General features: G+C 72.1%; 12 protein-coding genes. 7 read left to right on the forward strand and 5 right to left on the reverse strand.

Features of this window, described 5'->3' with window-relative positions; all coding sequences use genetic code 11:
- Positions 1-147: 147 nt before the first annotated feature.
- Entirely contained in the window at positions 148-1,434 is a 1,287-nt protein-coding gene (locus tag ACY3FI_RS10455; protein ID WP_462547465.1) for a glycosyltransferase family protein, read from the forward strand.
- A gap of 76 nt (positions 1,435-1,510) precedes the next feature.
- Here the strand turns inward: ACY3FI_RS10455 and ACY3FI_RS10460 are convergent, their stop codons facing one another.
- The gene (locus ACY3FI_RS10460; RefSeq protein WP_462547466.1) at positions 1,511-3,703 is read right to left on the reverse strand and encodes a hypothetical protein; all 2,193 of its coding nucleotides are present in this window, start codon (positions 3,701-3,703) and stop codon (positions 1,511-1,513) included.
- Complete coding sequence (locus ACY3FI_RS10465; protein ID WP_462547467.1) at positions 3,703-4,281, reverse strand: hypothetical protein; 579 nt, start codon at positions 4,279-4,281, stop codon at positions 3,703-3,705. Before ACY3FI_RS10465 ends, ACY3FI_RS10460 begins: the two co-directional genes overlap by 1 nt.
- Positions 4,282-4,484: 203 nt before the next feature.
- Between ACY3FI_RS10465 and ACY3FI_RS10470 the strand changes: the two genes are divergently transcribed.
- From ACY3FI_RS10470 to ACY3FI_RS10490, 5 genes are all read left to right on the forward strand, one after another.
- Entirely contained in the window at positions 4,485-5,387 is a 903-nt protein-coding gene (locus ACY3FI_RS10470) for an ABC transporter permease (protein ID WP_462547468.1), read from the forward strand.
- Between the two features lie 3 nt (positions 5,388-5,390).
- Entirely contained in the window at positions 5,391-6,620 is a 1,230-nt protein-coding gene (locus ACY3FI_RS10475) for an ABC transporter ATP-binding protein (protein WP_462547469.1), read from the forward strand.
- On the forward strand, positions 6,539-7,690 hold the full coding sequence (locus ACY3FI_RS10480) for a glycosyltransferase (protein WP_462547470.1): 1,152 nt from the start codon (positions 6,539-6,541) through the stop codon (positions 7,688-7,690). The genes ACY3FI_RS10475 and ACY3FI_RS10480 overlap by 82 nt, the downstream gene beginning before the upstream one ends.
- A 74-nt stretch (positions 7,691-7,764) precedes the next feature.
- A complete protein-coding gene (locus ACY3FI_RS10485; protein WP_462547471.1) occupies positions 7,765-8,913 on the forward strand; it encodes a glycosyltransferase family 4 protein in 1,149 nt (382 codons plus the stop codon).
- Positions 8,910-9,770 carry a glycosyltransferase family 2 protein gene (locus ACY3FI_RS10490; protein ID WP_462547472.1) on the forward strand — a complete coding sequence of 287 codons (861 nt, stop codon included), beginning with the start codon at positions 8,910-8,912 and terminating at the stop codon, positions 9,768-9,770. The genes ACY3FI_RS10485 and ACY3FI_RS10490 overlap by 4 nt, the downstream gene beginning before the upstream one ends.
- Positions 9,771-9,790: 20 nt before the next feature.
- Here the strand turns inward: ACY3FI_RS10490 and ACY3FI_RS10495 are convergent, their stop codons facing one another.
- The 3 genes from ACY3FI_RS10495 to ACY3FI_RS10505 form a co-directional block, all read right to left on the reverse strand.
- Positions 9,791-11,506 (reverse strand): glycosyltransferase family protein, encoded by a 1,716-nt coding sequence (locus ACY3FI_RS10495; protein WP_462547473.1) that lies wholly within the window; start codon positions 11,504-11,506, stop codon positions 9,791-9,793.
- Between the two features lie 99 nt (positions 11,507-11,605).
- Positions 11,606-12,469, reverse strand: coding sequence for a glucose-1-phosphate thymidylyltransferase RfbA (rfbA, locus tag ACY3FI_RS10500; protein ID WP_462547474.1), 864 nt, complete (start codon positions 12,467-12,469; stop codon positions 11,606-11,608).
- A 10-nt stretch (positions 12,470-12,479) separates the two neighbouring features.
- Positions 12,480-13,088, reverse strand: coding sequence for a dTDP-4-dehydrorhamnose 3,5-epimerase family protein (locus tag ACY3FI_RS10505; RefSeq protein ID WP_462547475.1), 609 nt, complete (start codon positions 13,086-13,088; stop codon positions 12,480-12,482).
- Between the two features lie 152 nt (positions 13,089-13,240).
- Between ACY3FI_RS10505 and ACY3FI_RS10510 the strand changes: the two genes are divergently transcribed.
- Positions 13,241-14,182: a glycosyltransferase family 2 protein gene (locus ACY3FI_RS10510; RefSeq protein ID WP_462547476.1), complete on the forward strand. Its 942-nt coding sequence runs from the start codon at positions 13,241-13,243 to the stop codon at positions 14,180-14,182.
- Positions 14,183-14,206: the final 24 nt, after the last annotated feature.

The following is a 14,206-nucleotide window of genomic DNA, read 5'->3' on the forward strand; positions in this document are numbered from 1 at the left end:
GCCGGCCGACAACACCCTACAAGGCACAGCACGGCGCTCCGCTGAGGTCACGCCCGGTTCGTGCACAATGGCTCTCGGTCGGCCGCCCCGGCCGATCCCTCCGGGGCCGTGCATCGGCCCCGGGACCCGCCCAGAGCCGGAGTCCACGTGCACCACGCCATCCCGACCTCCCCCGCCTCGTCGCCGCTCGCCGAGGAGTACGCCGCGATCGCCCGCGGCGACCACGCGACGGGCCCGCGCGGGACCGTCCGCTTCGCGGTGTCCACCGACGACCCGACCGAGGGCAAGGGCGACCTGTTCGTCGCGCTCGGGCTGGCGCGGGCACTGCGCGCGGACGGCTGGGGCGTCGACGTCTGGCCGATCCGTCGGTGGGCGGAGGACGTGCCCGAGGACACCGCCGTCCTCGTCAGCATGATCGAGTCGTTCGTCCCGGGGCTCGTGCCCGCCGGCACCGCGACGGTCGCGTGGGTGCGGAACTGGACGGCGCAGTGGGCCGCCGCGCCGTACCTGCGGGAGTTCGACGCGGTGTGGGCGTCGTCGGGGATCGCCCGCGACGCGCTCGCACGCGCGTACGACGGCCCGCTCGAGGTGGTGCCGATCGGCGTCGACACGGACCTGTTCACGACGGACGACACCCAGGAGCGCAGCGACCGCACCGTCACCACGGTGAACTTCTGGGGCGCCCGCCGTCGCGTGCAGGACGTGCTCGCCGAGGTCGCACCCGAGCAGCCGATCGTCTGGTTCGCCGCGAACGTCGAGCACGTCGAGGCGGCCCCCGGCGTCGAGCTCCGCCCCGCCGTCCCGTACCACGCCCTGCCCGAGGTCTACCGTGCGGCGGCGTTCGTCGTGGACGACGTCATCGAACCGGCAGCCGAGTACGGAACGCTCAACTCCCGCCTCTACGAGTCCCTCGCCTGCGGCGCGCTCCCGGTGACCGACTGTGCGCTCGGACTCGACGAGCTCGGTCTCGCCGACGTGCCGGTGTTCACCGACGCCGCGTCGCTCGAGCGTGCGATCGCCATGCCCGCCGCCGAGCGGGACGCGCTGGCCACCCGGCTCCGCGCCGTCGTGCTCGACCGGCACGGGTACCGCGCCCGCGCCGCCCAGGTGGGCCCGTCCCTCGACACGGCCGTCGCGACCGCGCGCACCCGCTCCGGGAGCCGCCACCCGCTCCTGCGCTTCGCAGCGCTGCAGCGCGAGGAACTCCGCGAGACGGCGCGGGAACGCGACGTGCACCGTTCCGGGGTCGAGGAGATCAACCGCCGGCTCATCGTCTCGGAGGAGGCGCTGGCGGTCATCGACCGGGCGCGCCGCGTCGCCGAGGAGGAGCGCGACGCGATCGCGCGCCGCTACGAGGACCTCACCGTCTCGGCCGAGTTCCGCCTCCTGCAGCGGGTCGGTGGGGTGGCGCGGATCCTGCGCCGCCAGCGCTGACGGCTGGTCACCACGAACGGACGGGAGGCGCGGTGCCAGCTGGCACCGCGCCTCCCGTCCGTCGTGGGGTGACCGTCTACTGCACGGTGACGGTCTTCGAACCCCAGTTGACGTAGTTGCCGCCGGGCAGGTCCTGGTACCACACGGTGATCGTGTGCTTCCCGGCCTTGATGCCCGTGAGCGTCTTCAGGAGCCCGACGTCCGAGCCCCACCCCGGGTACGCCCGCGCGACGTCCGTGCGGACCGCGTCCGCGCTGCCCGCGGCCGCGCCGACGCCGTCGACGTGCAGCTTGTACCTGACCGGGCCGGTCGTGTCCGGGTCGATGGCCCAGCCGCTGACCCCGACCGTGCCCTTGCCGCCCCCGGCCGAGTCGAACGAGCCCATCACGGGTCCGGTCTTGCCGGTGCCGGTGGTCGGCGGCTTCGTGGTGCCCGCGGCGGCGGTCACGGTGACCGTCTTGCTGCCCCAGTTCTTGTAGGCGCCGCCGGGCAGGTCCTGGTACCAGACCGTCACGGTGTGCGTGCCCGCCGCGACGCCCTTCAGCGTCGCGGTGAGCCCCACGTCCGCCCCCCAGGCCGGGTAGACCCGGGCGACGTCGGAACGCGCTGCGTCCGCGGTCCCGGCCGTCGCACCGACCCCGTCGAGGTGGATCTTGTACTTCACCGGGTCGTAGACGACCGGGTCGATCGCCCAGCCGCGGACGTCCACCGTGCCGGCGCCGCCGGTCGCGCTGTCGTAGTTGCCGAACACCGCGCCGGAGCCACCGGTGGGACCGCTCGTCGGGGCGGTCACGGTGGTGGTCCGCTCGGCGACCTTGACCCACGTGGCGGTGGGCTTGTCCTGCGTCCAGAGCGAGACCGTGCGGCTGCCGGCGGCCACGCCCTGCACGGTCTTCGAGAAGCCGAGCGTCGTGCCGACGCCGGGGTTGACCCGGGCGACGTCCGTGCGGAGCATGTCGGCGGTCGCGGCGACCACGCCGGCCCCGTCGACCTGCACCTTGTAGGTCGGGACGGCGGACGAGTCCGGGTCCAGCACCCACCCGGAGACCGCGATGGTGCCGGTGCCCCCGGTCACGGCGTCGAGGACGCCCTTCGGCGGGTTGCTCAGCACCGTGACGGTGCTGCAGCCGAGCAGGGCGTTCGCACCCGGTCCCTGGTTGATCGCGATGGCGCAGACCGATCGGGCGCCGGGACTGACGCCGGTCAGCGTCGTCGAGAAGCCGTGGTCGGTGTTGCCCGCCCCGAGGCGCGCGGCGAGGTCCGTCCTGCTGCCGTCGGCCGTGACGGTCTGCTTGCCGACGCCGTCGACGTAGAACGCGACGCGGAGCGGGTTCGTGGTGTCGGGGTCGGCCGCCCAGCCGCTGATCGTGATGCCCGAGGTGGTGGCGGCCACGGCGTCGAGGTGCCCGTCCGGCACACCGTTGCCCGTGGGCGAGCCGAACCAGTCGGTGTACATCCGCCAGAAGTTGCGGTTGCCGTACGCGGAGCAAGAGTCGCCGGTGCCGTAGAGGTTCGCCATCGCGGCGCTGTTCGGCGTGTACGGCGTGTAGATGTAGAGGCCGGCGGTCGCCTGGTTCTGGATGTAGACCGTCTTCCGACCGCACGCGGCGTTCGGGTTGTAGAGGATCGAGTTGTTGCGACCGGCCTGGTACGCCCACGAGCTCGGCGACGCCTGGTAGCGCTTGAACTGCAGCGCGGCCGCGTAGACCTGCTGGCCGAAGCCGTAGTAGGCCGGGTCGCAGGGCGCGGTGTCGGGGCAGGCGAAACCGGTGGCGTGCAGGTACATGTAGCTCGTCGGCGAGTTCGTCGCGACGATGCCCTGCTCCTTCTGCAGCAGGACGAGGAGCACCTTCTGGCTGATGCCGCACGCCGCGCCGACCTGGGCGATGACCGTCGCTGCCGACTTCACGCCGCCGCCGATCGCGGAGCACCGGCCGGACACGGCGGCGATGCCGCTCATGTTCTGCGTGAAGTCCTTCAGGCACGCGGGACCGCCGGACTTCGCCTTGCAGTTCGGCGCGACGCTGTTCAGGAAGGACTGCACCTCGGACCCGCCCATCGCGGACCCGTTGTAGAAGTTCTTGTCGCTGATGATGTAGCCCGGGTCGAACGACGACGCGGTCGCCGCCGCGGCGGTCTCCGTCGTGGTCCGCTCGGCCGCGAGGGTGCCGAAGGTCAGGCCGCTCACCGCGACGGCGAACGCCGCCACGAGGCCGAGGGTGGAGCGCAGCGGGCGCCGTCGCCCGTCGCGGGTCAGGATGGATCGCATCACGGCACCTCCGCCGTCATCGGTTCGGAGTCGGTCGACCGGCTGCCGACCGCGTACTCGAGGGTGATCGACCAGGTGCCGCTGGACACCTGTGCGGCCGGGAACGCCACCTGGGCGCAGTTCACGGAGGAGGCGCTCGCCTCGGCCGCGCTGGTGAGCGTGCGGGTGACGCCGCCCTTCCGCGCGGTGAAGGTGCAGGTCCCCTTCGTGTTCGTGGTGCCGGAGACGAGGCCGCCGGCCTGCAGGGTCCTCGACGCCGAGTCCCAGCCGGCGAAGGTGACGACCGCGGTCGCGGGGAAGTCCGACGGGTCGGCGTCGGGCTCGTTCGTCTGCCCGGTGCCGGGGAAGGCGGTGGGGACGTCGTCGTCCGTGCCGGCTCCGGTGCCGCCCTGGGTGGGGGTGGCGCTCGGGGCGGTGGTCGGGGTCGCGTTGGTCGGGGACGCACTCGTCGACGCCGTCCGGGTGGACGAGGCGCTCGGTGTCGGATCGGGGTCTCCGCCGGCGGAACACCCCGCCGCGAAGAGACTGAGGGCACCGACCACCGCGAACGCAGCGATCGGCCGTGGAGCAAGCTGCATGCTGACGGGCCGTCCTGTGGGAGTTGACAAGGGTCCGGGTTGCGTCAACGGTAACCCGAAAGTCAAGGTTGAGAGTTGTATCTGCGCACATTCACCCCCGCTCGGGGTGCACGACGTCCGTCGGGCAACCGGGCGGCCGGGGCCCTGCTGCCGGGCCCGGTGAGTATGCTGTTCCGGTCCTGCCCCCACGAACGAAGAGACGAATGGTCGATCAAGCCCGCATGGCGGCGCTCGCGAAGGAGCCCCTCGTCGTGGTCGGCGCTCCGACGAGCGCCTTCCGAGGTACCTGGCGTGAACTCCGCGACGTCTTCCGGCAGCGCGAGATGCTCGGGATGCTCATCCGCCGCGACCTCAAGGCGCGGTACAAGGACTCGGCGCTCGGGTTCGTGTGGACGCTCGTCCGCCCGCTCACCCAGCTCCTCATCTACTACTTCGTCATCGGTCAGGTCCTCGGGGCGGCGAAGGGCATCGACAACTTCGCCGTCTACGTCTTCACCGGGCTGACGGCGTACACGCTGTTCAGCGAGATCGTCGCCGGGTCCACGAGTTCCATCGTCGGCAACTCCGGCCTCATCAAGAAGGTCTACGTCCCGCGCGAGGTCTTCCCGCTCGCGAGCGTCGGGGCGGCACTGGTCAACTTCACCATCCAGTTCGCGATCCTGCTGGCGGCGACCCTGGTGATCGGTGTCTTCCCGCTGCACGCGGGGCTCGTCTACCTGGTCCCGTCGCTGCTCGTGATCCTGGTCTACGGCGCCGCGATCGGGCTCGTGCTCTCGGCGCTCAACGTCTACCTGCGGGACGTGCAGTTCGTGATCGACGTCGGTCTCATGGTCCTGCTCTGGGCGTCCCCGATCGTCTACTCGTACTCGATGGTGCTGACGAACATCAAGGTCGGCTGGCTGCTGACCCTCTACACGAACAACCCCCTGACCCTGTCGGTGCTCGGACTGCAGAACGCGATCTGGCTGCACGACCCGGCGGACGTCACCTACCCGTCCCACCTCATGCTGCGGCTGCTCATCGCGTTCGTGATCGGGCTGTTCCTGCTCGTCGGCGCGCAGCGGATCTTCTCCCGCCTGCAGGGCAACTTCGCGCAGGAGCTCTAGCACATGGCCATCAGCACCCCCGTCACCCCGACCACGGTCGACCGCGTCGAGGAGCGCCCGGACGTCATCGTGATCGACGACGTCCGGAAGCGCTTCACCGTCCGCAAGGACAACACGATCCGCGAGCGCATCGTCACGCTCGGCCGCGCCGGACGGAAGCACCGTCAGGACTTCTGGGCGCTCGACGGCGTCTCGACCACGATCCAGGCCGGCTCCACCGTCGGCCTGATCGGGCAGAACGGCTCCGGCAAGTCGACGCTGCTCAAGGCGATCGGCGGCATCATCCAGCCGACCTCCGGCACCGTCTCCCGCCGCGGGCGCCTCGCCGCGCTGCTCGAACTCGGCGCCGGCTTCCACCCGGACCTCTCCGGTCGCGAGAACGTCTTCCTCAACGCGAGCCTGCTCGGGCTGAGCCGCGCCGAGACCGAGGCCCGCTTCGACGACATCCTGGCGTTCTCGGGCATCGGCGACTTCATCGACACCCAGGTGAAGTTCTACTCGTCCGGCATGTACGTGCGACTCGCCTTCGCCGTCGCCGTGCACACCGACCCCGACGTGCTGCTCGTCGACGAGGTCCTCGCCGTCGGCGACGAGGCCTTCCAGCGCAAGTGCCTCGACCGGATCCGCTCCTTCCAGGAGCAGGGCAAGACGATCATCATCGTGACGCACTCGCTCAGCCAGGTGCAGGAGATGTGCGACCGCGTCGTCCTGCTCAACAAGGGCAAGGTCCTGCACGACGGCGACCCGATCGCCGCGGTCAGCATGTTCCGCGACGTGCTCGAAGAACGCCGGTCGGGCGAGCTCAGCGCGGACGTGGCCGTCGGCCGCGGCACGGTGCTCGGCGCGACCGTGCACGCCGAGGGCAAGGGCCCGCGCGACGGCATCACGCCCGGCGACGACCTCGTGGTGGACATGGAGTTCGAGCACCTCGACGGTGTTGCGGACTGGGAGGCCGCGGTGCAGATCAACAACACCGCCGGCCAGGTCGTCTACGGCACCACGACGGGGATCATGGGGCTCCACCTCGAGCCCCTGCACGGTCGCCGCAAGCTCCGCCTCCGCATCGCCGACACCGCCTTCGGCACCGGCAAGTACTTCATCAACGTCTCGATGATGGACTCCGCCGGACGGCACCTGCACGACCTGCCCGAGTGCGACTCCTTCGAGGTCCCCTCGTTCGGCGACGCCATCGGCAGCGTCTACGCGAAGCCCTCCATCGAGGAGCTGGACTGACCCGGAGCCGCGACGGCCTCCGCACGGCGGTCGTCGTCGTGAACTGGAACCGCGCGGACCTCACCACCCGCGCGGTGCGCGCCGTGCTCGACGACGGTGCAGCGGACGAGGTGGTCGTGGTCGACAACGGCTCGTCCGACGACTCCGTCGCGGTGCTCCGCCGCGATCTGCCCGACGCGACGGTGCTCGCGCGCCCGACGAACGGCGGGTTCGCCGCCGGTGCGAACGCGGGCATCCGGGCCACCGGCGCCGACGTCGTCGTGCTCCTCAACAACGACGCGGAACCCGCACCGGGCTTCGTCGCGACGCTCCGCGACCACCTGGCCGACGCACGCCCGGAGGTCGCCGCGGTGACCGGCCGCATCGTGCTCGCCGGCCGCTGGGCGCGCCTGGCGGACGGCGCGGCCCCGGCCGCCGACCAGCGCGTGCTGCGCGACCACGCCGGCCACGCGTGGACCCCCGCGCCGGACGGCGAGGAGCGGCTGAACTCGACCGGCGTGCTCGTCGACGCCGACGGCAACGGCATGGACCGCGACTGGTTCGCACCCGTCGACCGGGCCGCGGCGACCGACGTCTTCGGCTTCTCCGGCGGCGCGTCCGCACTCCGCCGCAGTGCCCTCGACGACGTCGGTCTGCTCGACGAGTCGCTCTTCATGTACTACGAGGACACCGAGCTCGCCTGGCGACTGCGCCGCCGCGGGTGGCGGGTGGAGTACACGGACGCCGTCGTCGTCCACGACCACTCGGCGTCCTCCGGCGTGCAGAGCGACCTGTTCGTCTTCCGCAACGCCCGCAACCGCTTGGTCGTCGCGCTCTGGCACGCTCCGTGGCGGACCGTCCTCCGCGCCGGCGTCCGGACCGCCGCGCGCGGCCTGCGCTCGTCGGTGCGACCGGGGACCGGTCGGGAGGCACGGCTCGTCCTGGCAGCGCTGGTCGACGTCGCGAGGCACCTCCCCGCGCACCTGGCGCGGCGCCGCCACGAGACCCGTGCGGCGTCCGTGCCGCGGCGAGCGGTGCACACCGGCACCGGCGGTGCCCTCGGTGGCGGCGTCGAGGGCCCTGGCGCATGAGCGCGCCGGGCTATCCTGGACACTCCCCCGTCGACGGTCCCGGCCGCGGCGTCCCCGCACGGAAGGAACGACGCGTGCCGCAGACCACCGTCCTCGTCGACGGGACCGCGGTACCGCGCGACCTCGGTGGTGTCGGACGCTACGTCGAAGGCGTCGTGTCGCACCTCGTCGGGGCGGACCCCGGCCTCGACGTGCACCTCGTGGTCCGGCCGGGCCACGCCGCGCACTTCGCCGCCGTCGCGCCCGACGTCACGGTGCACCGGGCACCGGCGTGGACGGACTCGGTGCCGCTGCGCTTCCTCTGGGAGCAGACCGGGCTCCCGGCCCTCGGTCGCCGTCTGGGCGCCGACGTGCTGCACTCGCCGCACTACACGTTCCCGTTCGGGTGGCGTCGCGGCTCGGTCGTCACCCTGCACGACGCCACGTTCTTCTCGAACCCGGAGTGGCACTCCCGCCTGAAGCGCACGTTCTTCACGTGGTGGAGCCGACGGTCCCTCCGCACCCGTCCGGTGGTGGTCGTCCCGAGCGCGGCCACCGCGACCGAGGCCGCGCGAGTGGTACCCGGCATCCGCGCCGACGTCCGGGTCGCGCCGCTCGGCGTCGACCGCGGCCGCTTCCACGAGCCGTCCGTGGCCGAGGTCGAGGACGCCCGCATCGCCGCCGGGCTCCCCGACGACGCCGAGTGGATCGCGTTCCTCGGCACGATCGAGCCGCGGAAGAACGTCACCGCGCTCCTCGACGCCTACGCCGCCGTCCGCGCCGCACGCACCGCGACCGGTTCGCCGACACCGTGGCTCGTGCTCTCCGGTGCGCGCGGCTGGGACGAGGACGCCATCGCACGACTCGACACGCTCCAGGACGACGACCACGTGGTCGAGGCCGGGTACCTGCCGCTCGAGGACCTCGCCGGGTTCCTCGGCGGTGCCGCGTTCGTCGTCTACCCGTCCCTCGGCGAGGGCTTCGGGCTCCCCGTGGTCGAGGCCATGGCGAGCGGCGCCTGCGTGCTCACCACCCGACGGCTCTCGTTGCCGGAGGTCGGCGGTGACGCCGCGGTCTACACCGAGCCGGACGCCGAGGCCCTCGCGACCGCGATGGCCGCGCTGCTCGACGACCCCGGACGCGTCGCGGCGCACCGGACCGCCGCCGTGGAGCGCGCCGCCGCGTTCACGTGGGACGCCACGGCCGCCGTGCACGCAGCCGCCTACCGCGAGGTCGCCCGGTGAGCGCGCCCCGCGTCGCCGTCCTCACGGTGACCTACAACACGGGAGAGACGATCCGGCCGTTCCTCGCGAGCATCGCCGCCGCGTCGACGGACGAGGTCGCCGTCGTCGTCGCCGACAACGGCTCGGACGACCTCGACCACCTGCGCGCGGTCGGCGAGTCCTACGGCGCGGTCGTGGTGTCCTCCGGCGGCAACCGCGGCTACGGCGGCGGCATCGACGCCGCCCTGGCCGCGCTCGACGACGTGCTGCCCGACGTCCGGCCCGAGTTCCTCCTCGTCACGAACCCCGACGTCGTCCTGCACCCGGGGTCGATCGACGCGCTCGTCGCCGCGGCCGACCGGTTGCCCGACGGCGGGTCGTTCGGACCTCGGATCCTCGACGAGCAGGGCGAGACGTACCCGTCCGCACGCCAGCTCCCCTCGCTCCGCACCGGCCTCGGGCACGCCGCGTTCTCCCGCTTCTGGCCGGCGAACCCCTGGAGCCAGCGCTACTGGTCGACCACCGAGGTCGTCGAGCGCGAGGCCGGCTGGCTCTCCGGCGCCTGCTTCCTCATCCGCACCGACCTCTTCCGGCAGCTCGGCGGCTTCGACGAGTCGTACTTCATGTACTTCGAGGACGTCGACCTCGGGCAGCGCGTCGGCCTCGCCGGGCGGGCGAACGTGTACGTGCCGACCGCGGTGGTCGTGCACACCGGAGCACACTCCACGTCGTCGAACCGGCGCCGCATGGAGGTCGAGCACCACCGCAGCGCCTACCGGTACCTCTCGCGGAAGTACCGGGCGTGGTGGCTGTGGCCGCTCCGCGTCGTGCTCCGCGCCGGCCTGTCGGCCCGTGCCCGCTGGGTCACCCGGAAGTAGCGGCGGCGAGGAACGCCGCGTCAGCGGCGCAGGCGGGCGCGCTCGGTGCGGGCGGCATCGAGCAGCACGCGGGCACGCGCGTCGAACGAGTGCTCCGCCGCGACCGTGGCGGCGACGGTGGCCCGCTCGGCCGCCGACGGCCACGGGCGTGCCGGGTCGAGCAGGGCGGCGAGGTCGTCCCGCGACCGTGCGACCGCGAGCGTCGGCACGTCGAGCACCTCCGCCAGCCCGGCGACCGGGTCGGTGACGACGACTCCCCCTGCGGCGAGCACGTCGAACACCCGGTTCGACACGAAGCCGCCCGCCGCCATGTCCGGCCAGTGGTCGTTGAGCACGACCCGGGCGGACGAGTAGGCCCGCGCGACCGACATCCGGTCGAGGGACGCCTCGCCGAGCGCCGCCGCCGGCACGACGTCGGACCATCCGGGCCCGTGCACGCGGAGATCGGCCCCGAGCGCCACGGCATCGCGGACGACGGCCCGCTCGGTCCCGCGCGTCGAGCCGACGAAGACCACGCGCCCGACGTCCGGTCCCGCGGCGGGCACGGGGTGGAACACCGACGGGTCGGTCGCCTGCAGCAGCGTCCGGACCGGCACCCCGGCTCGGCGCGTGGCGGCCTCGGCCCACACCGGCCCCGCGGCGAAGGCGGCGTCGAAGGACCGCAGCTCGGTGTCGGCGACGTCGTCGGGGTGGCTGATCACCCAGAGCAGGTTGACGGACGCCGGGTTCGGCGGCACCCGGTCGAGGCCGCGCACGACGAGCGTCACGTCGTCCTCGCCGTCGTCGGGACGGACGTGGGCGTCTCGGCGGTCGACCCGCACGCGCTGGCCGAGCCGGGTGAGCGCGGTCGCCAGTTCGTCGGCGAAGTGCACGTCGCCCCAGCCGTCACCCTCGGGGCCGGCCGGCGCGGCGATCTTCAGCGACCACGACAGGAGCTCGTCGTCACCACCGGCCACGCGGGCGGCAGGCGCCACGGGTCGCGCGCCCCACGGCGGCAGCGGCGGTCCGGCGACGACGGCCGCACCGCCGTTGCGGTCCCGCCACGCGGCGACGACGTCCACCACGGCCGCGTCCACCGTGCGTCCCGGCTCGACGGTCCGGACGACCGCACCGACGTCGCGCGTGCGCACGGTCGCGTCCGGTGTCCCCGCGCCGACGAGCGCGTCGGCCGCCGCGAGGGTCCAGGCCGTCAGGACGGTGCGTTCGTCCGGGAGGCACGGGGCCGGCACCACGGCACGCCGCGGCATCGAGACCACGGGTTGGTCCGCACCGACGACGCGGTCGTCCGGCGGGTCGGTCCGGTCGTCGGACCACGGCAGGGCACCGGGTCGGAGGAGACGAGCGCCGTTCCGCACGGCACCGTCCGCCGTCGTGACACGGGCCTGCACGGGCGCGTCCACGTCGTCCGCGAGGCCGCGGAGGGCGTCGGCGTCGAGGACGACCGACGTGTCCACGACCACGAGCGTCCGGCCGATCCCGACCGCCACGCCGGCGTTGACGGCGGAGCCGAAGCCGTCGACGTGATCGTGGCGGACCCAGGGCAGCGCCGGGTCGAACGCGTCACGTGGTGAAGCGTCCGCGACGAACGAGACCGCGCGGACGTCGACGTCGCCCCCGAACGCCTCGCGGGCGCGGGCGACGAGCCGGGCGACCTCGGCGTGCCGGTCCGAGCGGGTCGTGACGACCACCGTGACGGACGCGTCGAGGTGCGGCAGCGGGCCGTCCCAGCCGGCCACACGGACGACGGACGCCGCCGTCGCGGACGCGGGGCGCGCCTCCAGGCCGGGGCCGGAGGGCGTCGCGTCGCGACGGCGGCGTCTGCCGAACACCGTGCGTCAGGCGGCGAGGAGCCGCTGCAGGTAGACGCCGTAGCCGCCCTTGACGAGCGGGGCGGCGAGGTCGGCGAGCTGCGCGTCGTCGATCCAGCCGTTGCGCCAGGCGATCTCCTCGATGCAGCCGATCTTGAAGCCCTGACGGTCCTCGATGACCTTGACGTACTCGGAGGCCTGCATCATCGACTCGAAGGTGCCGGTGTCGAGCCAGGCGGTGCCGCGGTCGAGGACCTGGACGCCGAGCTCCCCCGCCTCGAGGTAGCGCTCGTTGACCGTCGAGATCTCGAGCTCGCCGCGGGCGCTCGGCTCGATCGTCTTCGCGATCTCGATGACCTTGTTGTCGTAGAAGTACAGGCCGGGGACGGCGTAGTTCGACTTCGGCTGCGCGGGCTTCTCCTCGATGGAGACCGCGGTGAAGGCGTCGTCGAACTCGACGACGCCGTAGGCCGTCGGGTCGGCGACGTGGTACGCGAAGATCGTCGCGCCGTCGACCTCGGTGTTCTTCCGCAGGTTCGTGCCGAGACCCGTGCCGTGGAAGATGTTGTCGCCGAGGACGAGCGCGACGCTGTCGTCGCCGATGAAGTCCTCGCCGATGACGAAGGCCTGTGCGAGGCCGTCCGGGCTCGGCTGCACGGCGTACTGGATCTCCATGCCGAGCGACGAGCCGTCACCGAGGAGCGCCTTGAACTGCTCGTTGTACTCCGGCGTCGTGATGACGAGGACCTCGCGGATGCCCGCCATCATCAGGGTGGACAGCGGGTAGTAGACCATCGGCTTGTCGTAGATCGGCATGAGCTGCTTGCTGATGCCCTTGGTGATCGGCCAGAGGCGCGTGCCGGAACCGCCGGCCAGGATGATGCCCTTCAACGTGCTCCCCTTACTTCTTCGTGCGGAGGGACTCGGTGTACGCGACCGCTTCCTCGTAGGTCGGCAGCAGCCCCTGCTCCGCGGCCTGCTCGAGCGTCGGCGCCGTCGTGTCCTTCTCGGAGAGCACGGGCTCGCCGATGCCGTCGGGCAGCGTCAGCCCCACGGTCGGGTCGAGGATCGTGATGCCCTTCTCACGCTCGGGGTCGTAGTGGGCGCTGACGAGGTAGCTGACCGTGGAGCGGTCCTCGAGCGCGACGATCGCGTGGCCGAGACCCTCGGACAGGTACACCGCCTTGCGGTCGACGTCGTCGATGCGGACGCTGTCCCACTGGCCGAACGTCGGGGACCCGACGCGGATGTCGACGATGTAGTCGATGAACGCCCCGCGCACGGCGGTCACGTACTTCGCCTGGCTCGGCGCGACGAGGGCGTAGTGGATGCCCCGGGCGACGCCGGCCGACGAGATCGACATGTTGACCTGCCGGAGGTCGAGCGCGTGGCCCACCGTCTCCTCGAGGACGTCGGCCCGGTACGCCTCGAGGAATGCTCCTCGTGCGTCGCCGTGCTGGACGGGCGTGAACTCCCACGCGCCGGGGATCTTCAGTTCGCGGATCTGCACCACGACAGCCTAGCGGACCGGGTGGTACACCACATTCGCGAACCGACACGACCTCACCTCGTTGGCCTCGTCGCCGCGCTCGTCGCATAGGCTGTCCTGGTTCCGCGCTGTGGCGACCTCAGCCGACCTCCCGAAACGAGACCAAGCGAGCCGTGAAGCTATTCGTCCAGATCCCCTGCCTCAACGAGGAGAACACCCTCGCCAGCGTCATCGACTCGATCCCGAAGCAGATCGACGGCATCGACGAGATCGAGATCCTGGTGATCAACGACGGCAGCACCGACCGGACCGTCGAGGTCGCGAAGGAGCACGGCGTCACGCACTTCGTGCACCACACCACGAACATGGGCCTCGCGCGGTCGTTCCGTGACGGCGTCGACTACGCGCTCCTGCACGGTGCCGACATCGTCGTGAACACCGACGGGGACAACCAGTACCCGCAGGCGCAGATCGCGGAGCTCGTCCAGCCGATCCTCCGCAAGGAGGCCGAGATCGTCATCGGCGACCGGCAGACCCGGACGATCGAGCACTTCTCCGGCTTCAAGAAGGTCATGCAGCGGTTCGGGTCGTGGGTGGCCTCGCGCGCCGCCGGACTCGACCTGCCCGACGCCGCGAGCGGCTTCCGCGCGTACTCGAAGTACTCGCTCATCCGTCTGAACATCGTGACGCGGTTCAGCTACTGCATGGAGACCATCGTGCAGGCCGGCTACAAGCGCCTCGCGATCGCGAGCGTCCCGATCACCACGAACCCGAAGACCCGCGAGTCCCGGCTCTTCAGCAACATCTTCCAGCACATGTTCGAGTCCGGCTCGGCGATCGCCCGCGTCTACCTCATGTACCGCCCGATGGCGCTGTTCCTCTGGGTCGCCGCGGTGCTCGGGCTGCTCGGGCTCTGGCCCCTCGTCCGGTACCTCGTGCTGCTCGCCACGGACTCCGGCGGCAACCACCTGCAGTCGATCATCCTGGGCGTCGTGCTGCTCATCACCGCGGTGCTCTCGATGGTGATCGGCGTCGTGGCGGACCTCACGAGGTTGAACCGGACGCTCACCGAGGAACAGCTCGACCTCCAGAAGCTGCAGCGGTACGGCGACTGATGCGGGCGACCGACACGGACGGGG

It is taken from the genome of Curtobacterium sp. RM9 (genome assembly GCF_054956955.1).